General features: G+C 38.9%; 22 protein-coding genes, 1 tRNA gene and 2 pseudogenes. 17 read left to right on the top strand and 8 right to left on the bottom strand.

Features of this window, described 5'->3' with window-relative positions:
- Positions 1–19 precede the first annotated feature (19 nt).
- A pseudogene (locus tag AY605_RS06690) lies at positions 20–1,442 on the top strand (capsule assembly Wzi family protein).
- A 345-nt stretch (positions 1,443–1,787) separates the two neighbouring features.
- Here AY605_RS06690 and trpS read toward each other — a convergent pair.
- Positions 1,788–2,801 (bottom strand): tryptophan--tRNA ligase, encoded by a 1,014-nt coding sequence (gene trpS, locus AY605_RS06685; protein ID WP_064095663.1) that lies wholly within the window; start codon positions 2,799–2,801, stop codon positions 1,788–1,790.
- A gap of 191 nt (positions 2,802–2,992) precedes the next feature.
- Here trpS and AY605_RS06680 point away from each other — a divergent pair, with 191 nt between their 5' ends.
- Both AY605_RS06680 and AY605_RS06675 read left to right on the top strand, forming a co-directional pair.
- Positions 2,993–3,919 (top strand): DUF808 domain-containing protein, encoded by a 927-nt coding sequence (locus AY605_RS06680; protein ID WP_064095662.1) that lies wholly within the window; start codon positions 2,993–2,995, stop codon positions 3,917–3,919.
- Between the two features lie 48 nt (positions 3,920–3,967).
- Positions 3,968–4,873 carry a neutral zinc metallopeptidase gene (locus AY605_RS06675; RefSeq protein WP_064095661.1) on the top strand — a complete coding sequence of 302 codons (906 nt, stop codon included), beginning with the start codon at positions 3,968–3,970 and terminating at the stop codon, positions 4,871–4,873.
- 38 nt (positions 4,874–4,911) lie between these two features.
- On the opposite strand, the gene AY605_RS06670 is transcribed toward AY605_RS06675, so the two are convergent.
- Positions 4,912–5,466: a hypothetical protein gene (locus AY605_RS06670; RefSeq protein WP_064095660.1), complete on the bottom strand. Its 555-nt coding sequence runs from the start codon at positions 5,464–5,466 to the stop codon at positions 4,912–4,914.
- Between the two features lie 216 nt (positions 5,467–5,682).
- Here AY605_RS06670 and AY605_RS06665 point away from each other — a divergent pair, with 216 nt between their 5' ends.
- Positions 5,683–7,182: a cation:proton antiporter gene (locus tag AY605_RS06665; protein ID WP_064095659.1), complete on the top strand. Its 1,500-nt coding sequence runs from the start codon at positions 5,683–5,685 to the stop codon at positions 7,180–7,182.
- Between the two features lie 182 nt (positions 7,183–7,364).
- Positions 7,365–7,667 carry an MGMT family protein gene (locus AY605_RS06660; RefSeq protein WP_064095810.1) on the top strand — a complete coding sequence of 101 codons (303 nt, stop codon included), beginning with the start codon at positions 7,365–7,367 and terminating at the stop codon, positions 7,665–7,667.
- 55 nt (positions 7,668–7,722) lie between these two features.
- On the opposite strand, the gene AY605_RS06655 is transcribed toward AY605_RS06660, so the two are convergent.
- A complete protein-coding gene (locus AY605_RS06655) occupies positions 7,723–8,163 on the bottom strand; it encodes a universal stress protein (protein ID WP_064095658.1) in 441 nt (146 codons plus the stop codon).
- 240 nt (positions 8,164–8,403) lie between these two features.
- Positions 8,404–8,808, bottom strand: coding sequence for a hypothetical protein (locus AY605_RS06650; RefSeq protein WP_064095657.1), 405 nt, complete (start codon positions 8,806–8,808; stop codon positions 8,404–8,406).
- 174 nt (positions 8,809–8,982) lie between these two features.
- On the opposite strand from AY605_RS06650, the gene AY605_RS06645 reads away from it, so the two are divergent.
- Positions 8,983–9,059: transfer RNA gene (locus AY605_RS06645), tRNA-Met, on the top strand.
- Between the two features lie 228 nt (positions 9,060–9,287).
- Here the strand turns inward: AY605_RS06645 and AY605_RS06640 are convergent.
- Both AY605_RS06640 and AY605_RS15215 read right to left on the bottom strand, forming a co-directional pair.
- Positions 9,288–10,913: an NAD+ synthase gene (locus AY605_RS06640; protein ID WP_064095656.1), complete on the bottom strand. Its 1,626-nt coding sequence runs from the start codon at positions 10,911–10,913 to the stop codon at positions 9,288–9,290.
- A gap of 383 nt (positions 10,914–11,296) precedes the next feature.
- Positions 11,297–11,521, bottom strand: a pseudogene (locus AY605_RS15215) (hypothetical protein); the annotation flags it as partial.
- 449 nt (positions 11,522–11,970) lie between these two features.
- Here AY605_RS15215 and AY605_RS06635 point away from each other — a divergent pair.
- From AY605_RS06635 to AY605_RS06595, 9 genes are all read left to right on the top strand, one after another.
- The gene (locus tag AY605_RS06635; RefSeq protein ID WP_064095655.1) at positions 11,971–12,261 is read left to right on the top strand and encodes a hypothetical protein; all 291 of its coding nucleotides are present in this window, start codon (positions 11,971–11,973) and stop codon (positions 12,259–12,261) included.
- A 46-nt stretch (positions 12,262–12,307) separates the two neighbouring features.
- The gene (locus tag AY605_RS06630) at positions 12,308–12,928 is read left to right on the top strand and encodes a restriction endonuclease subunit S (protein WP_064095654.1); all 621 of its coding nucleotides are present in this window, start codon (positions 12,308–12,310) and stop codon (positions 12,926–12,928) included.
- Positions 12,928–14,451 (top strand): type I restriction-modification system subunit M, encoded by a 1,524-nt coding sequence (locus AY605_RS06625; RefSeq protein WP_064095653.1) that lies wholly within the window; start codon positions 12,928–12,930, stop codon positions 14,449–14,451. The genes AY605_RS06630 and AY605_RS06625 overlap by 1 nt, the downstream gene beginning before the upstream one ends.
- The gene (locus tag AY605_RS06620; protein WP_064095652.1) at positions 14,441–15,670 is read left to right on the top strand and encodes a restriction endonuclease subunit S; all 1,230 of its coding nucleotides are present in this window, start codon (positions 14,441–14,443) and stop codon (positions 15,668–15,670) included. Before AY605_RS06625 ends, AY605_RS06620 begins: the two co-directional genes overlap by 11 nt.
- Positions 15,670–16,608 (top strand): endonuclease NucS domain-containing protein, encoded by a 939-nt coding sequence (locus tag AY605_RS06615; protein ID WP_064095651.1) that lies wholly within the window; start codon positions 15,670–15,672, stop codon positions 16,606–16,608. Before AY605_RS06620 ends, AY605_RS06615 begins: the two co-directional genes overlap by 1 nt.
- 116 nt (positions 16,609–16,724) lie before the next feature.
- Positions 16,725–18,032, top strand: coding sequence for an SMODS domain-containing nucleotidyltransferase (locus tag AY605_RS06610; protein WP_064095650.1), 1,308 nt, complete (start codon positions 16,725–16,727; stop codon positions 18,030–18,032).
- A 2-nt stretch (positions 18,033–18,034) separates the two neighbouring features.
- Positions 18,035–18,643: an SLATT domain-containing protein gene (locus tag AY605_RS06605; RefSeq protein ID WP_064095649.1), complete on the top strand. Its 609-nt coding sequence runs from the start codon at positions 18,035–18,037 to the stop codon at positions 18,641–18,643.
- A 15-nt stretch (positions 18,644–18,658) separates the two neighbouring features.
- Positions 18,659–21,940 (top strand): type I restriction endonuclease subunit R, encoded by a 3,282-nt coding sequence (locus tag AY605_RS06600; protein ID WP_064095648.1) that lies wholly within the window; start codon positions 18,659–18,661, stop codon positions 21,938–21,940.
- A gap of 1 nt (position 21,941) precedes the next feature.
- Entirely contained in the window at positions 21,942–22,682 is a 741-nt protein-coding gene (locus AY605_RS06595) for a M48 family metallopeptidase (RefSeq protein ID WP_081406342.1), read from the top strand.
- A gap of 74 nt (positions 22,683–22,756) precedes the next feature.
- Here AY605_RS06595 and AY605_RS06590 read toward each other — a convergent pair whose 3' ends face one another.
- On the bottom strand, positions 22,757–23,254 hold the full coding sequence (locus AY605_RS06590) for a hypothetical protein (RefSeq protein ID WP_064095646.1): 498 nt from the start codon (positions 23,252–23,254) through the stop codon (positions 22,757–22,759).
- A gap of 94 nt (positions 23,255–23,348) precedes the next feature.
- On the opposite strand from AY605_RS06590, the gene AY605_RS14860 reads away from it, so the two are divergent.
- Both AY605_RS14860 and AY605_RS06585 read left to right on the top strand, forming a co-directional pair.
- On the top strand, positions 23,349–23,555 hold the full coding sequence (locus AY605_RS14860) for a helix-turn-helix domain-containing protein (protein WP_081406341.1): 207 nt from the start codon (positions 23,349–23,351) through the stop codon (positions 23,553–23,555).
- A 57-nt stretch (positions 23,556–23,612) separates the two neighbouring features.
- Positions 23,613–24,125 carry a hypothetical protein gene (locus AY605_RS06585; protein ID WP_064095645.1) on the top strand — a complete coding sequence of 171 codons (513 nt, stop codon included), beginning with the start codon at positions 23,613–23,615 and terminating at the stop codon, positions 24,123–24,125.
- Here AY605_RS06585 and AY605_RS06580 read toward each other — a convergent pair whose 3' ends face one another.
- Entirely contained in the window at positions 24,126–24,512 is a 387-nt protein-coding gene (locus tag AY605_RS06580) for a hypothetical protein (protein ID WP_064095644.1), read from the bottom strand.

Below are 24,512 nucleotides of genomic sequence, written 5' to 3'. Positions count from 1 at the left end.
TTAAAAAAAATTATTAAAAATATTGCTGAGTACATTTACTTTTCCTGCTTTTGCTCAGGGTCTGGTTCTAAATGATGCAAATTTGCGTACTGACCTGAACTGGTTAAACCAGCAAGGGGTTATTCAAATCAGTACCTCAACCTGGCCGCTGAGTGGGGATGAAATTCAACGAGCCTTATCAAATGCGCAGATCAGCAATACTGTGCAGCAGCGTGTGATCGATTCAGTTCTGGCTAAACTAAAGGCAGATAATCAACAACTAAAATTGGGTTTATTTGCAGAAACTGATCAAAAAGATATTCCACAGGCTTTCGGGGATCAGCAAAAAGCACAATATCAGGCAGCTTTAGAGTTTAATGCGGGCAATGCGAATTGGGATGCCAAAATCAGGGTGAATGCTGAAAAAGATCCACAAATTGATAATGATCAGAATATAAATCTTGAAGGTTCTTATCTGGCGGGTAAACTTTGGAATCAATGGCTGATTGGTGGGCAGATTCCAACTTACTGGGGGCTAGGCCATGATGGCAGCTTGATTCGTGGTGATGCTAGCCGGCCGGTCTATGGCTTTACAGTTCAACGTGCAGAACAGACAGCATTTGAAAATAAATGGTTATCTTGGATTGGGTCGTGGCAGTATCAGGCTTTTGTAGGTCAACTCGATGACTATAACGCAGTTCCAGACGCTAAATTGATTGGTTTGCGTGTTACAGCACAGCCTTTACCTTATTTAGAGCTCGGTGCCTCGCGTGCGATTCAGTGGGGGGGGAGGGTCGACCTGAAAGTTTAAGTTCGCTATGGGATGCTTTTGTAGGCAGTAAAGATAATGGGGGTACAGGTGAACCTGACCCGTCTAACCAGATTGCCGGCTTCGATGCGCGGTTAAATTTATTTTCTCTTACCCAAATTCCGGTAGGTCTATATGCTCAATATGTGGGAGAGGACGAGGCTGGCCGCTTACCTGCAAAAAAAATGTATTTGGCTGGAATCGACTATTCTGCTAGTTTGAAAAATATACCATACCAAGTTTATGCAGAATGGGCAGATACGCGGACTAATGGCAAGGTTCAAGGGATTTCTTATAATCATACGAATTATACAGATAGTTTTTATCAGCATGGTTATCCTCTGGCACATGCTTTGGGGGGGATGCGCAGATGATCTCTGTGGGTGGGAACGTTCGTATTGACTTTATGAACCGCTTATCAGGTCGCATACTTTTTGCTGAGGTGAATCAATCAGAACGTGCTGCTGTTAATAATGCTGCTTTTGCTTTTAATGATGAGATTAAAGCATTGGATTTGAACTGGTCGCATTATATCCGTCCCAACATGCCACTAAACTTCAATGTCTGGGTGAGTCATTCCGATGTGAATGGCCAAGATGGGGGAGCCTCACTTGGAATCGAAATTCCTTTAGAGAAAGGGTTGTTTAAATACTAATTTTAGATACTGAAAAATCCTGCGACTGAGTAGGCTTTTTTATTTTTATAGGTTTACTAAATTCAAGACAAAAAAAACGCAATGATTGGGGTTGTCATTGCGTAGAAAAAGGAACGTCTTTCAAACTACTTCATTAACTGTGGAGAGAGTTAAATCTGATTCCTTACTGAATATGATCATAATAGGATGCATTCTCATATGACTCATCAGTATTCATGTTAATACATGTTAAATAAGGTTAAAACTATGGAGATTATGTGGGGATATTTGCATTATTACTGCGCATTTTCAGCTTAAATAAAAAAGCTCTTCATCAGAAGAGCTTTTAAAAGCAATTTTTTATATTTAAAAATGGAATACGCCGAGGCCAGATTTAACTTCATCCAGTGTTGCCTGGGTAATATCGCGACATTTATCAGTTCCGGTTTTCAGAATGTCCATGATGTAGTCTGGATCTTTAGCCAGTTCAATACGACGCTCACGAATTGGACCAATCAATTCTTTAAGAATGCCTTCCAGACGTTTTTTTACCGTACCATCACCTAAACCGCCACGACGATAATGGGCTTTGAGTTCTTCCAGCTCTTCTTTATTTGGATCAAAAGCATCTAGATAAGTAAATACTACATTGCCTTCTACCTGCCCTGGATCTTCAATGCGCAGATGATTCGGATCGGTATACATTGCGTTTACCGCTTTCTTGATATCTTTATCTGTCGCATCCAGCACAATGGTATTGCCCAAAGATTTCGACATTTTCGCTTTACCATCAAAACCAGGTAGGCGCCCAACATTGGAAAGAAGTGCCTTACATTCTGGTAACAGGTCATGACCAATTTGACGGTTTAAACGACGTACAATTTCGTTGGTCTGTTCGATCATTGGAATCTGATCTTCACCCACAGGAACCACAGTGGCCTTGAAGGCTGTGATGTCAGCAGCCTGAGCCACCGGATAGCACAAGAAGCCAGCTGGAATATCACGTTCGAAACCACGCATCTGAATTTCAGACTTGATGGTCGGGTTACGCTCAAGACGTGAAACCGTCACGAAGTTGAGGTAAAGCATGGTCAATTCATTCAGTGCAGGAAGGCAAGACTGAACACAAATTGTGGTTTTAGTCGGGTCAATACCCACAGCCAGATAATCCGTTGCCACTTCAATAATGTTACGGCGTACCTTTTCAAAATTGTCCGCGTTATCGGTTAAGGCTTGAGCATCCGCAAGTAACAAGTGTTGATGATGGGAATCTTGCAGACCTACACGAGAACGTAATGAACCCACAAAGTGGCCGAGGTGGAGTTGTCCGGTAGGACGGTCGCCCGTCAAGATCACTGGACGATTATCTTGATTACTCATTATCTATTCCAAAGGGTAGTCAGTACTACAGCTGTATTTTAACGAATGGCAACATTGTACGGCATTCTGTTTTTGATTGTCAGCCAGAAAAAAAGCTGTAGTAAAAAAAATCTTATAAATTAAACAAGTGAATACAATATTTTTAAGAATTTTGATTAAAATAAGCTGAAATACGATAAGGATAATTAAGTATGGCGAGCAGTTTATTACTATTATTAGATGATATTGCTACTGTTCTGGATGATGTCGCTGTCATGAGCAAAATGGCAGCAAAAAAAACAGCAGGCGTCCTCGGTGATGATCTGGCATTGAATGCCCAGCAAGTCAGTGGTGTACGCTCCGAACGTGAACTGCCTGTCGTGTGGGGAGTTGCCAAAGGGTCTTTTGTTAATAAGCTGATTCTTGTTCCTCTAGCTTTACTGATTAGTGTCGTCGCTCCATGGCTTATCAATCCTCTGCTGATGATTGGTGGGTTGTTTTTGTGTTATGAGGGTGTGGAAAAAGTACTGCATAGCCTGAAGCATAAAAAAGTTAAAACTGAAGAAGCAGCTGAAATCGAATTCAATACAATCGAAACCGATTTAGCTCAATTTGAAAAAGAAAAAATTAAAGGTGCAATCCGGACCGATTTTATTCTGTCGGCTGAAATTGTGGTGATTTCATTAGGCACAGTAGCAACAGCAGCTTTTGGTACTAAAGTCATGGTACTTTCACTGATTGCTATTGTAATGACCGTTGGTGTGTATGGATTTGTAGCCATGATTGTCAAAATTGATGATCTGGGACTGTATCTTACTGAGCAGACATCGAGTTTCAAGCAGAGCATTGGACGTGGCTTGCTGGCTTTCGCTCCAAAATTAATGAAAACACTGACCATTGTGGGAACACTTGCCATGTTTTTGGTGGGCGGTGGGATTATTGCTCATACTATTCCGTGGTTTCATCATTTAACTGAAGATTCTGTTGATCATATACAGCATATTCCCAATGTTGGAAATATTATTGGTGCGGTTACTCCCACTTTAATTAATCTGGTCATTGGTTTTGTTGCGGGCCTCGTGGTATTGCTTGTAGTCGCAATGATCCAAAAGATTTGGCCTAAATCATCAAAAGCTTAAGATGCAGAAATATCTGAAAATTGAGCAGATTAAAAGAAGGAAAAGGCTATGCGTTGGAAAGGTCGTCGTGTCAGTAGCAATGTAGAAGACCGTCGCGGTGGCGGTGCCAAAGCTGGCGGAATCAGTATTATCGGATTAATTGTTGCCTTTGTGGCCTGGAAGTTTTTTGGCGTTGATCCACAACAAACCTATCAAACTACCAAACAGGTAACTCAGGGCATCTCGGGTGCAACAGAAACCCGTGGACTGGAAAATCCCACCCCGGAACAGCAGGAATCGATTGAGTTTGTCGGAACCGTATTGGCGGATACTGAAGATACCTGGAATCAGGTTTTCCAGCAGCAGTTAAACCAGCAGTATGTTCCTCCGAAACTGGTGCTGTTTAATGGCATCGTGAATTCGGGTTGTGGTACGGCTCAGGCGGCGATGGGCCCTTTCTACTGTCCGGCAGACCAGAAAGTCTATATTGATACTGCATTCTTTAAAGATATGCGTACCCAGATGGGCATTAGCGGAGAACAGAATGCCACCGAACTCTCGCGCAATGATCAGGCTGGAGACTTTGCCTTGGCCTATGTTGTGGCCCATGAAGTGGGTCATCATATCCAGACGATTTTAGGTATTTCTTCCCAGGTACAACAGGCACGCCAGCAGGCAAGCGAAGTGCAGAGTAATCAGCTTTCAGTGCGTCAGGAATTACAGGCAGACTGTCTGGCCGGAGTCTGGGCCTACCATAATCAGCAGCGGACCCAGTTTCTGGAACAGGGTGATGTGCAGGAAGCCATGGATGCTGCACATAAAATTGGTGATGACTATTTACAGAAACGTGCCCGCGGACAGGTAGTACCGGACAGCTTTACTCATGGCAGTAGCGCACAGCGAGTACATTGGTTTAATACAGGCTTGCAATCCGGTCAGATTGCGAATTGCGATACCTTTAATCAAAATATTTAGCTCATTTGCTTATAAAAAAGGAGCTTTAGGCTCCTTTTTTATTTATACAGAAAACGTCGGAAATTTCTTAATATTTTGATACTGACAAATAATGCAGCCAAAGCAAACAGGGTAATTGCAAAGACCGTATATTTCAGGTTGCTGATGTCATTCTGATAAAACTGCTGAATATCCTGTTTGGAATATTTAAGAGTAGTTTCTTGACCGGTGCGGCTGTCTCTAAACTGGATTTTTTCAATATAAAACAGGTTTCCTGCTTTAATGAGGTCAATGCTCTGGATTTGGCGGGTATGTGATTGATTATAATCATCGCTGCATAAAGTGCTGTAATGCTCGCAGTTGATTTTAGCCACATACCCATTTCCTGCTATCAGAATGAAAATAGCATTGTCCGGTCGCTGGTTATTAGATACCAGAACATACTGTTCGCTAGCGGTACTTTTCAGGGGAATGCTGGTTGCCTGCTGATAATGCTGTTCAGCTTGCAGAATTTCCTGAATTTTAGCGAAGCTGGTAAAACATAAGGACAAGGTGACCAGAAAAATCACACTTGCAAAACAGAGGCGGAAAATGGTTTTGACAGTTTGATGCATGGGAGAGAAATTCAAAATAGAAAGGGGAGGAAAGCAAAAGCCAAGTGCTGATCTGTATGTTAAATCATCATTCGGAAATACTGAAAAGAAACTTAACTCAATTCGATAAAAAGAGGATTAAACTTGTTTTGTCAGAATACGCTGCTATTCAAACCTCTATTTTAACAATGCCGCTCTGCGCATAGTGCTCCATCTCGCCCGATTTTAGGAAACCGAATGGGAAATTTCTTTTTTCTTCAGCTACTCACAGTCGTCTTTGCCTTGTCCATTGCCACAACCATGTTTAATAAGCGTGTTTTAGGCTTTCCACAAGCGATCGGCGTTCCGATTGTCTCGGCAATTTTTGTTTTTATTTTGCAGTGGGGTGCCAGTTTACTGCATGGCAATCCATTCTTTAGCATCAATATTGACAATATCGAGCAGGCTGTTCGTCATGTGGATTTTTATGATTTTCTGATCAATGGCGTGATCTGCTTTATTCTGACCTCATCTGCACTGAAGTTTAAGGTCTCGGATTTGCGTAACCACTGGCGGCCCATCAGTATTCTGGCTGGACTGGCTTTGGTGTTTTGTGCGGTATTCTTTGGTGTGGCCTTATATGGTTATCAATTCCTGATTGGTAAGCATGTCGACCTGCTGGTTTTACTGTTGCTCGGTGCGGCTTTGGGTGCCACAGACCCGATCGGTATTAAAGGGGTATTGAGTTCGGTTCGCGCACCGCATCATCTGATTGTCAAGCTGGAAGGCGAATCACTATTTAATGATGCGATGTGTATTGCCCTATTTATGACTTTGCTCAATGTTCTGCAAGGTGAAAACTTTACGGTCTTGGGGGTACTGCAAACCCTGCTTTATGAGATTGTGGTGGCAGTGCTGATCGGTCTGGGATTTGGTTTTGCGATCTTGCGAATTCTGCGCGGCAAGCATGAAATGGAGTCGCTTATTCTGACCACAGCCTTGCTGGCCTGCGGTTCATATCTGGTGGCATTACTGGCCCATGCTTCAGCGCCAATTGCTTGTGTAATTGGTGGCTTGATTGTCGGTAATAAATGGAAAGAAATCCTGGCTGATGCTGAAATTGGTGATGTTAATCATTTCTGGCATACTGTTGAAGGAATTATTAATTCATTCCTGTTTACCCTGATTGGTCTGGAATTGTTTATTCTGGACTTGAGTACCAGCCTGGTTCTGGGCGGAATGGTGGCCTTTGTAATTCTGCATTTGGCCCGTTTTGCAGCTAACTATCTGGCCTTTGCTATGTTTCCAAAAGTCAGCAAGAAAAGCTATAACGGCAGTTTAACCATTCTGTCTTGGGGCGGAGTACGGGGCGGGATTTCCCTGGCACTCATTTTAGCTGTAGCCAATGTTCCACAACTGGAAGCCTATAGCAGTATTCTGGTGGGCTATACCTTTATTGTGGTGCTATTGTCTGGTGTGGTATGTGGCTTGGGCTTACCTGCAGTGATGAATGCCTTTTACTATAATCCCAATGAAGAAACTGAGGGCTTCAAAGGCTGGTATCAACGCATGTGCCACAAGCTGAACCGTAAGGGCTTTCGCTATATTGTCGGGGAAGATACCAAAGGAAATGAAACCATCACCGTCTTTCAGCCTGATATCATGATTGATCAAAAAGATGAAGATGGCGTCGCTACGGTGCATCATCCAGACAAGGTTCAGGAAGTCAAACGATTGGAAAACCCGGATAACTTCTAAATATAATATCAAAATATTATGGGATTTTCTGTTGAGGCAAAGAATCGAACAAGCCTAAATGTATAAGCAGGCTTGATTATTCTCAGAGAGTTTTTTAAGGAGACAGGTATATTTTCATTTAAACGGGTTATTAAAACATGCCAGTGATCAAAATAGCTTCAGCCAGTCAGGAAATGGCAGAGATGATTTTGGCTGTGGTGAATCAGATTCCGTATGCCAAAGTCGCTACTTATGGACAGATTGCCAGACTGGCAGGTTTGCCTAAACATGCACGCTTGGTCGGACGAGTATTAAGCCATTTAGAACCTGATAGCGATATTCCCTGGTATCGGGTCATCAATGCTCAGGCGAAAATCAGTCTGAAGCAACAGGATCAATACGGCCAAAATATCCAGCAGCAAAAACTCATGCGGGAAGGAGTTGTTCTAAGAGGTGAGCGTGTGGATTTAAAATGCTATCAATGGAATGGTCAGGTTGAAATATAAAACCCCCACTTTTTAAGAAGTGGAGGTTTGTATAAATGGAAATTTTAAAGATTATTTACTTGCGAATCACCATGACTGGAATGTCCGCCTGTCCAAGAATACTTTGCGCTACGCTACCAAGGAACAGTTTTTTGAAGCCAGTACGGCCATGGGAACCGATTACAATCAGATCAGCATTTAAATCTTTTGCGGCTGCCAGAATCTCACTGTGAATCACTTGACCTTCAAGCAGCTGTGTATTCACTTCAATACCTGACGCAGAGAATTTTGCTTTGGCTTCATCCAGGGTTTTTAAGATTGAAGTGCGGGCACGTTCAATTAGGTCATTGGTCTGTGCCGCAGAGATATATTCTGCAGCGATATAAGGATCCAGTGCCAGCACCTGAACGACTGTTACTTTACTGTTGAATGCTTTGGCAATTTCTACTGCTTTATCTACTGCAGCATAAGATGTTTCTGAACCGTCGATGGGTACTAAAATATGTTCAAAAGGCATTAGAATTCTCCTGAGAAGAAGTAAGAGTTATAAATTGTGACGCGTTGAACTGGAATACGAATAATTGTTTATACTTTGATCATAGCCTGTATTTTATAAAAATAAAACCAAGTAAATACATAGGTATAAGATCTAATAGATTGAAGAGTAAAGCATCTGCTAACAGTGCTTTAATCGGATTGTTGATGGAATCTAAGTGAATAATTTATATGTAAAAAATCAGCTTACCCAAAATTACGGTCAGTCACATTGAATAGAGGCGGGGTCTAGTTTTATTTGCGGTGACAGCTGTTCATAGCGATTTAAAATGGTTTGGGTTTCATCTGCATAAATTTTCTGTTGCAGCTGCCGGATTTTATGTTCTGTCACATGCAAACGTGCACAATGTAAGGCGATCTGATTTTCTCGGGTTACTTCCAGTCGTTGATTTTGCTCATATTCTGGATAACGTTTGATTTTCTGCTGCGCTTTGCTGAGTTGTGCCAAAGAGCGTTTCTGCTGCATGCTCATCAGTTGTTGCTGGTTAATCCACTGTGCGACATCGCGTCTGACGCCATTGTAATCTACAAAAATCGGGGAAATGATCTGGCAGGCACTGAGACATGAAAGTCCAGTTGCTAAAATAAGTATTTTGATTTTATGCATTTGATGAATCCTATAAGCAATAGATAGTATTATGAATACGTGAATTACCTATTAAAAAAGCTTTATTGTTTATATTTTAAAAGTTTATTGGGTATTTGCATAAAGTCTGAACATTTGTGTTCTAAAATGCTTGACGATACACGCTTAAATTACGATAATGCGCACACAGTTTACGGCTATGTAGCTCAGTTGGTTAGAGCACCGCACTCATAATGCGGGGGTCACAAGTTCAAGTCTCGTCATAGCCACCATTTTTAAAGACCAAGCTCTCAGCTTGGTCTCTTTTTTTGTCGATAGAAAAGCCTGCAGAGAAAATCATAAATAATATTTGAAGTATCTACTAATTTTGCACATGTTCTCAACATACCAGTTTTATTTGATGTGAGATATGAATGATCTTTAATCTTTAGTACAACATAAAAAAAAATCGTCCCAGCACTCGCTGGAACGATTCTAATTTATATCATTGAAAACTGGATTTAGTTTCCTGCTTTCCAGCCATTGACGAGTGGGTAACGGCGTTCACGACCAAAAGACCGTGAGCTGATACGAGGACCTATTGCTCCTTGGCGGCGCTTGTATTCATTGGTATCAACCAGACGAATCACTTTCTTCACCACTTCAGCATCAAAGCCTTTGGCAATAATGTCATCCTGACTCATATCTTCTTCAATATAAGAATACAAGATCGCATCCAGAATGTCATAGGCAGGTAAAGAGTCTTGGTCGACCTGATCTGGGCGCAATTCTGCTGAAGGCGGACGTGTAATGACACGTTCTGGAATTACTGGCGTTTCTGAAATGCTGTTACGGTATTTCGCCAGTTCGAACACAATAGTTTTATACACGTCTTTCAGAACAGCATAACCACCCACCATGTCGCCATACAGGGTGCAATAACCTACAGAAATTTCGGATTTATTGCCAGTTGCCAGCACCAGGTTACCAAATTTGTTGGACAGAGCCATCAATAAAGTACCACGCGAGCGTGCTTGCAGGTTTTCCTCGGTCGCATCGACTGGAGCATTACCAAAGAATGGGAACAGCACCTGCATAAAGCCGTTTACCACTGGATTGATTTCGGCAATACCGAAAGTCACGCCCATATTTTTGGCCTGAGCAGCTGCATCTTCCACACTGATTTGTGCGGTATAAGTATAAGGCATCATCACAGCCTGAACTTTATCTGCACCAAGTGCATCTACGGCAATTGCCAGAGTCAGGGCAGAGTCAATACCGCCAGACAGCCCTAGAATTACACCAGGAAAGCCGGAGCGCTGTACATAATCACGTGTTGCCATGACCAGGCTTTGATAAATCTCAGCCATGGTGTCTAAGGCAGGAGTGATGCTACCTGTCTTGAATTGAAGCTTTTCAGCATCATACTCGGCAATCGCCAGTTTTTCCTGAAAGCTTGGGGCCTGTAAAGCCACCTCACCAGATTTGTTCAGCACAAAGCTGGTACCGTCAAAGATCAAATCATCCTGTCCACAAACTTGATTACAGTACACCAGGTTGATATTCAGCTGCTTGACTAAGGCCGCCATGGTTTCAATACGATGTTGGGGCTTACCTACTTCATATGGAGAGGCATTGAGTACCAAAGCGGTTTCAACATTCAATTTAGCCAGTTGCTGAACGGTCGCTAAAGACCAGACATCTTCACAGATCAGTATGCCAAATTTGTGTCCGAGATACTCAAAAACCAGGTGCTGATGACCTTCGCCAAAATAGCGCTTTTCATCAAATACCCCATAATTTGGCAGCACTTGCTTGTTATAGATCCCCAGCACGTCGCCATCTTTCATTACAGCAGCTGAGTTATAACGCTGACAATCTTCGGTTTGATTGACGAAACCAAAGACCATGACAATATCTTTTACTTCAGTCAGTTTTTCAAAAGCTGCCTTGGTACGTTTCACCAGACTTGGGCGAATTAATAAATCTTCTGCAGGGTAGCCCAGTGTTGAAAGCTCAGGAAAGATGATCAGATCCGCTTTATCTTCTTTGGCCTGACTGGCCAACTCAATCATTCTTTGCGCATTTGCATCCAGATTGCCGACATGTGGAGAGAATTGAGCAATTGCAATTTTAAAACTTTTCATCCAATTAAATCCTATTCCTATAGGTTAATACACTAAATTACTGATTTTTATTATTCTAATTATCCAGTTAAGTGCACTTCGATATTCATAAAATGCCAAATGGCTAAAATAAAAAACTTTTTATCGCATGATTACTGAATCTTAATGTGCGAAGTAAAATAATCATACTGGCTTATTTTATCGAAATTTTATCGATAAGCTAGACTTGACTTAGCAAGAAGAGACATCGAATGGGAAAGTAATGATATAAAATTACAAAATATGCTGATGTTTTATACATGTATACATATGCAGAAGTAAAGACTTAAGCGGGAATAAGGGATTTTAAAATATGTGCTTTTGATTTTTCTTAAAATTAAAGTAATTAAATATCATCTGCTTATTCAGGGATTCAAAATTATATTCGGGATTCTTTTTAAGAAAATATCTCGTGCAATATCACCTTGTTGTTCAATATTGTAGTGTGAAAATGATTTGTTGGGATTAAATTGATATTTGTAAGGATTATATTTTCTCAAGCTTAAAAAATAAGCACTTTGCAGGAGTGCGCCTTTTAAAACCACATTAATCTTCTGTTGGTATTGATAAATATGCGCCATTTCACTTATAAGTTATAAAAAATGGACATAGAGATATTAAGGGGTTATGGAAATTATTTTCTAAATATAGTCCATTGTTTTCCTTCAAAAAATGGACAACTAATTTTTAGTCGTGTTGCATTTTGTTACAAATCAAGGCTCACAAATATAGAGAGTCATAAAGGGAATATCTTTCAGACAGTATTAAGAACGTCACTGTATGACGCTTTGTGTTTTTCCTAGCTAGTAACGCTATAAATGAGAAGAGTATTCTAAATCTCACTAAGATAGTGCAATCAATATTTCGTAGATGATCTACTGCATAAAAATAATTCTTGACATTAAGTTAAAAGCACTCCAATATTTAAGTTATGTGGAATGCATAGTTGTTCTACTGTGTAATTTTAGTGATGACAGGTGGCCGCCTGTCATCGAATTCAAAACTATTAACGCGACTAAACATTAGGAGTTAAGAACACATGAAAGTATATCAGATCAACTATGACCTGCGTAAACAACGTAACTATGACGAGCTTTATAAAAAAATTATGTCTCTAGATAATTGGTGCCATCCTTTGGAGTCATGTTGGTTAATTGCCTCTGAAAAAACAGCATCACAAATTGCAGAAGATTTATTCAAAGTCATGGATGGTGATGACGGATTATTAGTGACTCGCTTACAAAATGAGGCTGCTTGGTACAACCTTGATTCAAAAGGAACTAAAGACATCAGTAATTGGCTTCAAGAAAACTTAAGCAAAGCATCATAAATGGATTGAGCCTAGGACGGCTCTATCCCTTTCAGAGTAAATATTTATGTCAAAGTTAAAGAGATTTATGAAGCTGAGCGACCTTGCAGAGATCCGAACAGGTTTTACATTCCGTGAAAAGGTTGAAGAAGTCGAGTCAGGCAATGCCCATGTATTGCAGATCAAAGATATTCGTAGCATTGCAACGGATACATGTGGCTATACACTTTTTGCTGATGCTTTACCGCAAATTAATTGGCAGGGTAAAAATAATGCAATCGTATCGCCTGAGTCTGTGTTGTTGCCCTGTCGTGGAGAGTATCTCAAGGCACATTATTTTGTAGGTTTTCAAGATCAATCAAAAGCACTACCACTTATTGTGAGTAGTCAATTTTTGATTTTGATGCCAAATCAAAATGTATTGCCTGAATACTTATGTTGGTACTTGAATCAACCTCATGTGCAATATGAGTTACGCAAAGAGAGTCAGGGCTCTAAGATGCCGATGCTCAGTGTATCCACAGTCAGCCAGTTTGAGCTTGAACTCCCTAGCTTGGATATTCAGCAACGCATAATCGAATTAAACCACATTTGGGAGCAAGAGCAGATCTTGACCCAACAATTACTTAAAAATCGTGAACAAATGATGATGGGCATGTTTAAACAACTGCTCCAAGGAAACAAATAATGGTTACTCAAATCAATCAAGATACCGTCAATAAAGCCCTGTGGTCGGCATGTGATGTATTCCGTGGCACGGTGAGTGCAGATACCTATAAAGACTATATTTTGACAATGCTGTTCTTAAAGTACATCTCTGATGTATGGCAAGACCACTACGATAATTATAAAAACGAATATGGTGATGAACCTGAACTGATTGAAGAAATGATGAAAAACGAGCGTTTTGTACTGCCTCGTGAATCTAATTTCTACACCTTGCTTGAGCGTCGTTTTGAGCCCGGCAATGGTGAACGTATTGATATGGCTTTACATGCACTTGAAGAAGCCAATGGTACAAAGCTGAAAGATGTAGGCAAAAGTGTTTTCCAAGACATCTCGTTTAATACAGATAAATTGGGCGAAGAAAAGCAAAAAAATACGATTCTAAAAGATCTTTTAGAAGTGTTTTCTGTGCCTGAGTTGGATCTCAAACCAAGCCGTGTAGGTTCACTTGATGTGATTGGTAACGGTTATGAGTTTTTGATTAAAAACTTTGCTGCAAGTGGTGGTCAAAAGGCGGGTGAATTCTATACACCACCTGAAGTATCGGACTTAATTGCTGAGTTACTTGATCCACAAAAAGGCGACAGCATTTGTGACCCTGCCTGTGGTTCTGGTTCACTGTTGATGAAGTGTGGTCGTAAAGTTGTAGCGAATCACGATAGCAAAGAATATGCACTTTATGGGCAAGAAGCGATTGGTTCAACGTGGTCATTAGCCAAGATGAATATGTTCTTGCATGGTGAAGACAACCACAAAATTGAGTGGGGCGATACCATTCGTAATCCAAAATTATTGGATAAGAATGGCGATTTAATGCTGTTTGATATTGTGACCGCTAACCCACCATTCTCATTAGACAAATGGGGTCATGAGCAAGCTGAAAATGATAAGTTTGATCGTTTCCGTCGTGGTTTACCACCAAAGAGCAAAGGTGATTATGCGTTTATCTCACACATGATTGAGACGCTCAAACCTGTTACGGGTCGTATGGGGGTTGTAGTTCCGCATGGTGTGTTATTCCGTGGCTCGTCTGAAGGGAAGATTCGTGAGAAGCTGATTAACGAAAACTTATTAGATGCGGTGATTGGTTTACCTGAAAAGCTGTTCTACGGTACGGGTATTCCTGCAGCGATTTTAATTTTCAAAAAGCAAAAGTCTGATGATTCGGTTTTGTTTATTGATGCAAGCCGTGAGTTTAAGTCAGGTAAAAATCAAAACAATTTAACTGAAGACAATATTGCCAAGATTATTGCAACCTATCGTGCTCGTGAAAGTGTTGATAAGTATGCGTATTTAGCGACTTTGCAGGAAGTGAAAGACAACGATTACAACCTGAATATTCCTCGTTATGTGGATACCTTTGAAGAAGAAACAGAGATTGATTTAGTTGCTGTACGTGCTGAGCGTGAGCAGTTAAAGACTCAACTTGCTGAGCTTGAAGTTCAAATGGCGAAGTATTTAGAGGAGTTGGGTTATGGAGAGTAATACTATTCTTTATAAACCACTAGGTGATGTCATTGAGTTTCTAACGGATTATCATGCTAATGGTGCTTATGAAAAGCTAAAAGAAAATGTGACATTATTGGATAAAGAGAGTCATGCTGTCATGATTCGAACTACCAATTTTGAAGCAAATGATTTTACAAATAATCTCATCTACATAGATGAGCATGCTTATGAATACTTAAAAAAATCAAAAGTTTATGCTTCTGATTTAATCATGAACAAAATTGCTAATCCTGGCACAGTTTACTTTATGCCTGAAATTAGCAAGCCTGTATCATTAGGAATGAATCTATTTTTAATACGGATTAATACCAAAAAGGCTAATCCGTATTTTATCTACGCCTATTTAAGAAAAAATGAGCATTACGTTAAATCTTTTGCTAGTGGTTCGACAACCAAGACTATTACAAAAGATGATGTGAGACGTTTAAAAATTTACACCCCACCTTTAGCAGAGCAGAATAAAATCGCCCAAATCCTTTCAACTTGGGATCAAGCGATTTCAGCGACTGAAAAGCTGCTTGAAAATAGCCAACAGCAGAAAAAAGCATTGATGCAGCAATTGTTGACGGGTAAGAAGCGTCTGCTCGATGAGACAGGGTTAAAATTTAATATTCCTTGGGAAAAATATCGTCTAGGTGCTTTGTTAAAAGAAGAGAAACAGCGTAATAAAGATAATTCATTATCTCGTGTTTTAAGTGTGACAAATCACAGTGGTTTCGTTTTGCCTGAAAATCAGTTTTCAAAGCGTATTGCGAGTGATGAAGTTTCAAATTACAAGGTAGTGATAAAAGGTCAGTTTGGTTATAACCCTTCACGTATTAATGTGGGCTCTTTTGCAAGACTAGATCAATTTGACAATGGCTTATTGAGTCCAATGTACGTTGTTTTTAGTATTACATCTGAAAAATTAGATAGTGATTTTTTCCTTTATTGGATGAAGTCTAATGAAGCTAAACAGAGAATCAATAACAGCACTCAGGGGTCTGTTAGGGATTCTGTTGGATTTGATGCTATTAGCAGCTTTGTTCTTAAATTACCTGAGATACAAGAACAACAAAAAATTGCTAAAGTCCTTTCTCTAGCCGATCAAGAACTTGAAACTTTGCAGAAAAAACTTGATTGCTTAAAGCAAGAGAAAAAAGCACTCATGCAACAACTTTTGACAGGTAAAAAACGTGTCAAGGTGGCTGCCTAATGATGCAAATGATGCCTAGCTATTACCGCATTATGGCGGGTGCGAAGTCTGTATTTGCTCAAGAGTTTCTAGAGGGCGGCTTTATTGCCGCCAACTGGAACATTGACCAAGACTTAACACATGACTTACCTGATGATTGGCGTGAGTTTAATCACCGTTTTATTCCTGTCTATCTTGAAGCCTTACCTGATAAAACCAAAATTTCAGCAGGCTTAGCCTGTGGCATGTTACACACCATCTGCAAAGGCATTAAACAGGGTGACATTATCCTTACACCTCGTGGGGATGGTCATTACTTAGTTGGTAAAGTCATTTCAGACTATTACTACGTGCCTTCTGGTGAATTAAGCCATCGCAGAAAAGTTGAATGGTTTGAACAGACTTTACCTAGAGAAATGATGTCTCAAGAGCTAAAAAACTCATCGGGATCAGTGGGTACAGTTTGTAATCTGACCAAGTATGCCGAAGAGCTTAAAACACTTATTGATGGCAAAGAAACAGTTGAATATCTTGAGCCTGATGAAGTAGTCGAAGACCCAACAGCTTTTGCTTTAGAAAAGCATTTAGAGCATTTCTTGGTAGAGAACTGGTCTAAAACTGATTTGGGTTCAACATACGATATTTATACTGAAGAAGGTCAATTAGTCGGTCAGCAGTACCCTTCTGATACAGGACCTATCGATATTTTGGCAATCAGTAAGGATAAAAAGACATTGCTTGTTGTTGAGTTAAAGCGTGGTCGTGCAAGTGATCGTGTGGTGGGGCAAATCCAGCGCTATATGGGCTATGTCAAAGATGAATTGGCTGAGGCAGATCAGCAAGTGAAAGGTGTCATCATTGCGCTAGAAGATGACTTAAGAATTCGTCGTGCTTTAAGTGTGGCTCAGAATATTGAGTTTTATCGTTATCAGTTGAGTTTTAAGCTGAATAAAAGCTAATGCAAACTGAAATTTGACTCTTAAAGATTATATTTGGCGTCACTAAATATCAAATGGATCGTTAGAAACAAGGACGTTTTTAATACTTTATCAACAATTAAAACTTGAGGGCTGTAATGTCAATTTCCCAAATGTTTCAAGACTTTTTAAGCAATATTAAAGTTGCAAATGAAGAACAAATCACGTCACGTTATCAAGAGATAACATGTGCATTGAACAAAAAATTTCGTGATACCGAATCAAAAACATCAAACCAATTACAAGTTGGTTCGTACGGCAGATGGACTGCGATTAAAGGTATTTCAGATTTAGACATGTTGTACATCATGCCACCCTCAAAATGGGATGATTATAAAAATGGCGGTCAATCAAAGTTATTAAAGGATACAAAAGATGCAATTCTTGCACGTTATCCTCGAACTACAGTTTTTGTAGATCGATTAGTTGTATGTATCCAATACACAAATTTTCATGTCGAGGTACAGCCTGTTTTTGAGCAAGAGGATGGTTCGTATAAGTATCCAGATACAAAGAATGGTGGCAGTTGGAAAATTACTAAGCCTCAAGCCGAAATTGATGAAATGAAAAGCATGAATGAGGCAAAAAATAAAAACTTGCGTCGTTTATGTAAGATGGCTAGAGCTTGGAAAAATAAGCATGGAGTGGGCATAGGAGGCCTATTAATAGACACACTGGCCTACAATTTTATGAAATCGACTACGAATTATGATGACAAGAGTTATAGTTCATATGATTGTTTAAGTAGAGACTTTTTTAAGTATTTATCCGAACAACCCGATCAAGATCACTATCAAGCTTTAGGTAGTAATCAGGATGTCAAAGTTAAAAGTAAATTTCAAAGAAAAGCTAAAAAAGCATATGAGAATTCGCTTAAAGCTATTGAAAATGCAGGAAAGAGTTCGGCTAATGATTATTGGCGAAAAGTATATGGAAACTCTTTCCCTAAAGCAGCAACTACTATCGTTAAATCAATGACATTAGGTGAGTTACGCTATAGAGATACTGAAGAGTTTATTGAGAATAAATACCCAATAGATATACGTTATCCGTTAAAAATAGAATGTGAAATTACTAAACATGGTGCATTCATAGATTTCTTAAGACATTTTAAAAGAAATCGTAAAAAATTAAATAGTGGAAGAAGTCTTAGATTCTATATCGATAAAAATGGGACGCCCTCCAGTTTGCCAGAGCAAAAATATTCTGTTTTATGGAAAGTTTTGAATCGTGGAGAGGCTGCAAAAAGTCGAGATTGTATTAGAGGGAAAATTGTTGCGGATCTAGGGCAGAATCAAAAAACTGAAACCGCTGATTTTAATGGTGAACATATAGTGGAATGTTACATCGTTCAAAACGGTGTAGTTGTAGCTCGTGATCGCATTTATGTACCAATTGAGGAATAAATATGAAACGAGATGATTTACTTAAATGTATTGCTGATACGGGATACAACGTTGGATTCGGAGCAAAGAAGCATTTTGCTACTTATGATCTTGTTGAAAAATCACCAGGGTGGATTAGTTTCCTATCAATCGCCTTTGGTATTTATTCTCTAGCTTTTAAGGAGCTATCAACAAGTTTTCTCTCCGCTTCATTCACAATACTCGGTGTAGTTAGTCTCTATGTCAGTATGTATGATGCAAAAAAAAGTGAATATGAGAAAGCAGGTATTAAGCTGACGAAAATCTATAATCAACTCAGAGTTTTGTATTATTCAGCTAAAGGAAAAAATGATTCAGATGATTTAACCCAATTGATTAACAAGTATCGTCAATTAGAGAGTCAATATTGTTCAGTTGGTTTAAGTAAGCAGATATTGTTTAGTGATTGGTATGCACACTATAAATTCTTTTGGCAGCATCAAATTGAATGGGTTGATGAGCAGAAAGAATTTAATTTTTTTCGAGATAAAGTACCTCTGAGCTTTTATGTATTCTTGGTTGCAGTAATCGTTGTGGCTATTTGCTTTATTTATAAAGCAAAACTTAGTGCATGTTTCGCAGTTTTATTTTAAAAATTTTGGTTAGTTATGAACGGTCTATCAATTAAGTTTCAAGAAGAATACAGTGCTAAGATCCCCGCATTAACATTGTTAATGAATTTGGGGTGGTCATTCTTATCCCCATCACAGGCTCTCACTGCCCGTGATGGAAAACAAGACCAAGTGGTATTACGCCAAATTTTACGTAAAGAGCTCTCTAAACGTACTTTTCCATTCGCGGGCAAAGAATATTCACTATCGCCAAAATCAGTTGATAACTTAATTGCCGAAATCTGTAGCCCTGCTTTGAATGAAGGGTTACTGACTGCTAATGAAAAAATGTATGACCATTTATTCTATGGCATCCCTGTCACTGAATTTGTGAATGGAAAAAAGGTTAGTCCAACGATTCCACTGATTGATTGGTATAACATCCATAATAATGACTTTTCATATACTGAAGAATTTCCTGTTACACGCTCAGGCGGTGTAGATACACGTAGACCCGATATCATTTGCTTTGTAAATGGTATCCCTTTAGTTGTGATTGAAGCAAAACGCCCCGATAGTCAGGCAAAGAAAGGTCCAACGATCAATGAAGGCATTTCTCAGACGCTTCGTAATCAGCGACCTGATGAAATTCCACATCTGTTTGCATATAGCCAACTGCTACTCTCACTAAACGGACATGAAGGGCGTTACGGCACATGTAATACCCCTGCTAAGTTTTGGGCAGCGTGGCGAGAAGAAGATATTTCTGATGCAGAGATGTATGCGCTTAAAAATAAGAAATTAACTGTTTCACAAAAACAGAGCCTATTTTCTTATCGTCCAGTTGATGACTTAACTTGGTATGAAAATTTAATTTCAGGTGGAGACTTAGCTGTTACAGGTCAAGATCAACTGCTGATCAGTCTATTAAAGCCTGAACGCCTACTTGAAATGGTTCGCCTATATACGCTTTTCGACAAGAAAGCTGGAAAAATTGTTGCTCGATATCAGCAAATTTTTGGTATTAAACGACTCATTGAGCGTATTAGTACGAAAAACAGTAAAGGTGGCCGTGAAGGTGGTGTCATTTGGCATACAACGGGCTCAGGTAAATCTTTTACGATGGTATTTCTCAGTAAAGCCTTAATCTTGCATGAGGCTTTAAAACAATGCCGTATCTTGGTTGTCACTGACCGTGTCGATTTAGAAGATCAACTGAGTAAAACCTTTGTATCAGGTGGTGAATTAGCAGGAAAAAGAGACAAGCAAAATGCCATGGCGACTTCAGGCAAACGCTTGGCTGAACAAATTGGTAAGGGTACAGAGCGAATCATGTTCTCTTTGATTCAGAAATTTAACTCTGCAACAAAACTTCCTGAATGTGTTAACACAAGTTCTGACTTCATTGTCCTGATTGATGAAGGGCATCGAAGCCAAGGTGGTGAAAACCATGTGCGTATGAAACTCGCACTGCCAAATGCTGCATTCGTCGCATTTACAGGTACGCCATTACTTAAAGATGAAAAGACAGTGAACAAGTTTGGTCCTATTGTCCATGCCTATACCATGCAGAGAGCAGTAGAAGACAAAACCGTAACACCGTTGCTCTATGAAGAGCGAATCCCTGATTTAGATGTGAATGAACGAGCTATTGATACGTGGTTTGAACGGATTACAGAAGGTTTAAACGATCAGCAAAAAGCAGACTTAAAACGTAAATTTGCGAGAAAAGGTGAGATTTATACTGCGGATGATCGTATTCGTCTGATTGCGTTAGATATTGCTAATCACTTTGTGAAAAATATTGATGATGGTTTAAAAGGACAGCTTGCTTGCGATAGCAAGGCTTCAGCGATTAAGTATAAAAAGTACTTGGATGAAGCAGGCTTGTTTGAGTCTGCTGTGGTGATGAGCCCACCTGATAGTCGTGAAGGGAATACTGATGTTGATGAATCGGCTACCCCAGAAGTGAATCAATGGTGGAAGGAGAATGTCGGTACTCAGGATGAGCAAGCCTATACTAAACAAGTGATTGAGCGTTTTGAAAAAGATGATTCTCTTAAATTGCTGATAGTGGTGGATAAGCTTTTAACAGGTTTTGATGAACCTAAAAATACTGTTCTTTATATTGATAAAAATTTAAAACAGCACAATCTGATTCAAGCAATTGCGCGTGTAAACCGACTTCATCCGATGAAAAAGTTTGGTTTATTGATTGACTATCGAGGTATTTTAAAAGAATTAGATGCCACAATTCTTGATTACCAAGATCTCGCTGCTCGTACCCAAGGTGGCTATGATATCAATGATCTTACAGGCTTATATACGCAAATGAGCTCTGAATACAAACGTTTACCTCGTTTGTATAAAGCACTTTGGGCAATTTTTGCTGATGTTAAAAATAAAAATGATCCAGAGCAGTTACGCCAAGTTTTAGTCCCTCGTATTGAAGAACGTGAGGGTGAGTTAGTCGATATTCACTTAAAAGTTCGTGATGATTTTTATGAAGCACTCACAGAATTCGCAAGTTGTTTAAAAGTTGCGTTGCAGTCAGCAACCTTCTTTGAAGATAAAAGCTTTTCTGATGCAGATCGTCAGCACTACAAAGAAACAGTCAAATTATTTACAAGCTTGCGTCAGATTGTGAAACGAGATGCTGGAGAGACAGTAGACTACGATCAGTATGCAGAGCAAGTCAAAAAACTGATTGATAAGCATGTTGTGGGCATTGAAGTTAAGGACCCTGATGGTGTTTATGAAGTCGGCAAGATGGGTAAAATAGCTCAGCCTGAAGATTGGAGTGAAGAGAAAACACGTAATGAAACGGATATCATCAAAACTCGTGTAACGAAGATGATTGAGCAGCAACTGCGTGATGATCCCTATGCTCAGGAGGCTTTCTCTAAGCTGTTACGTCAAGTTATTGAAGAGGCTGAGAAAGAGTTTGATCACCCATTGAAGCAACACATGCTGTTTAGAGAGTTCGAAGAACAAGTTGAAGCTCGTCGTTTAGATGAAATTCCTGATGTGTTCAGTGGTAATAAGCATGCTCAAGCTTATTATGGTGTCTTCAAGAAACTATTACCTGAAGCATTCTCGATAACAGATCAACAGAATCAAGATAAGTGGATTGAGCTTGCTTTCGAGGTTGATCGTTCTGTCATGAGCTCTGTAGCTGAAAACTCAATTAATCCACAAAATATTGAAGCGGATATCCGTAAAAAACTATTACCTCAGATGTTCCGTGAATGTAAATCCATTGGGAGTGGTATGGATCAAGCCAAAAAAATTGTGGAAATGATCGTACAAATTACTCGGGTCGGTTTGAATGGGCTCTAGGATGAATACGCTGCCAGAGAAAAAGTTAAGCATTGTATATGGTGATGAAGTTATCGATTTTGAGGTGCTTGAAAGTTCTAGTCGTTCTCAAAAAATACTGATTAAAGTCTATGCTGATTGTCGGGTAGTTGTATCAACACCGTTAAATACAGATGATAAAACAATCATTGAAGCGGTAAAGCAACGTAGTCGTTGGATCTATAAGCAATTACGAGAGTTTCGTGAACAAAGCAAATTTATCACGCCTCGCCAATATAAAAGTGGTGAAAGCCACTTTTATTTGGGTAAACAGTATCAATTGAAAGTGATTCAAGATGATACCAAGCCAAATGGTGTAAAACTTCTGAGGGGAAGATTGGAGCTAAATACCTTAGATACGGATATTGAAAGTATTAAATCTCATTTAAATGAATGGTACAGATCTCGAGCAAAAGTCATATTTGAAGTACGATTGAGGCAGATTCTTGAAAAAGCCTTATGGGTTGAAGCTAAGCCTGATATTCGACTCATGACAATGCGCACACAGTGGGGGAACTGTTCACCATCAGGTCTTCTTACACTGAACCCGCATCTAGTTAAAGCGCCCGCAATTTGCATTGATTATGTGATTTTGCATGAACTTTGTCATTTGGTTGAACATAATCATAGCGAGCGTTTCTATCAACTTCTAAGTCAAGTTATGCCTGATTGGGAGATAGTGAAAGTACGATTAGATAATATGGCAGCTAGGCTATTTAGTTAATGTATATAATGAAATGTACTAGCTCAGAACTGATCTGACAGTTACCCGTTTTTCAAAGATACTTCGTCATGTTATTAAATTTCTTCATTGATACTGAAACGGCTCATGAGGCTTTTAATAACATTTTGTTGTGTTGTTAAGTTATTCAAGCTATCAATATGTTCTTGCTCAATAATATCTAGTTGGCTCGCTATTTTGGGGTACTCATCTTTTAGCCCATTTATAAAATCCACCTCAAAGTTTTTTTTCACGATACTTTCTTGTACAAAATCCATTTTTTCACTTAAAGCTTTCGCTATATTTTCTTGTTTTTTGGCACTTCGATAATCACTCAGTCTTTCTGCTTCTGAATAAAGGTATGTATTCTTTTTCCGAGGGTTTATAACTTTTTTTAAATATCCACAATTAACAAGCACATTGATACCTTGATAGATCCGTTGCTTATTTTGTGTTGTGCGAAGGTGCTCATCTAAAACGTTTAAAATGAAATCTTTTGCTTCCCATTTCTCAATAGTGTGTTTTTCAAAAGTATTAAAAAATTTTGAATAGAATGGTAAAAGGCGATTTGACATTAGAAAACCCTAAATTGAAGCAATGAGGATTATAAGCCGTGGACTTATAAACATCAAAATTTGATAGTTCTATTTTTTGAACTATCGATTATTTATGAATGATTTAGCGGTATCAATTGGTCAATTAATACGCTTTACTCGGGAATCAAAAAAAATAAGTCAAGAAAACTTGGCATTACAATGTGGTATAGATCGAAGCTATTTAGGAAGAATTGAAAGAGGGGAAGTAAATATAACGATTAAAAAACTGTATGAAATTGCTTCAGCTCTAGATACTGATCCCAAAATTTTTTTACCTTGAAATACTATTCAGTAAATATGTATTCTTCCCTTAACTATTTAAATTTAAACTAATATCATGAAGAATCTTTTTAAAGAAAATATCTATAAATTGTGGTTTTTTTTATATAAGATTTTGAAAATACAGGATTTTGAATATAGAGGGCTTACTGATGGCGAAGTGGAAATTGCAAAAAAAGTATTTAATGACCTCATCAATTATAATGAAGTAAAAATTTTTAATATTCCTTATTTACCTTGGCAACCTAAAGACATATTGATGGCTCCAAATGGCAGGTTATTTGTAAGCCAGCAGGTTTTCGCTAAAGACTATTCAAAATGTTCAATTGTTATGCAAGGTGTATTTATTCATGAGCTCACCCATGTACTTCAATATCAAAAGCATACGAATGTAGTAGTTAAAGGCTTTATTTTACAGAGTGCTTATTATCTTAGTTTTAAGATGTATGATCCATATAAATACAAATTGATCAATGGAAAACGGTTTGAGCAATATAATATTGAGCAACAAGGTGATATTGCGCGCGACATTTTTTTTGAAAAAATCCCTAATATTATCATTCGAAGCTAATTAATCATGATCGGATTGACGGATTGGTATGATATTGCTTCCATTTAAGGCGTTGAGTTGTTTTTTGAGTTGATAATTTTCATAAAGTAACGAAATTTCTCTTCCCAATGCTTTTTCTAAGTCTTCACGGACAGTTTTCAATTCTTCTTGTATTTTTAAAAGCTTACGTTGATCAAGAGGCGTTATATTTTGTTCTTTTGCCGCACTGTCAATTGCTACAATTAGATCTGCAAATATTAATCTTGATTTCTTGATTGCTCCTTTACTACGACCAGCTTCTAAAGCTACAGAATCGTTAGAAATTTTCGTTCCAATATCTATACGAATAGGCTTATTTACTTTCAGTCGTTCAAGTGCTTCAAAATATTCAATAAGAGCTTCTGACAT

It is taken from the genome of Acinetobacter sp. SFD (assembly GCF_001647575.1).
Lineage (GTDB): Bacteria > Pseudomonadota > Gammaproteobacteria > Pseudomonadales > Moraxellaceae > Acinetobacter > Acinetobacter pecorum.
Note: the sequence above shows the minus strand (reverse complement) of the source record. Positions and strands in the feature narration are given on the sequence as shown.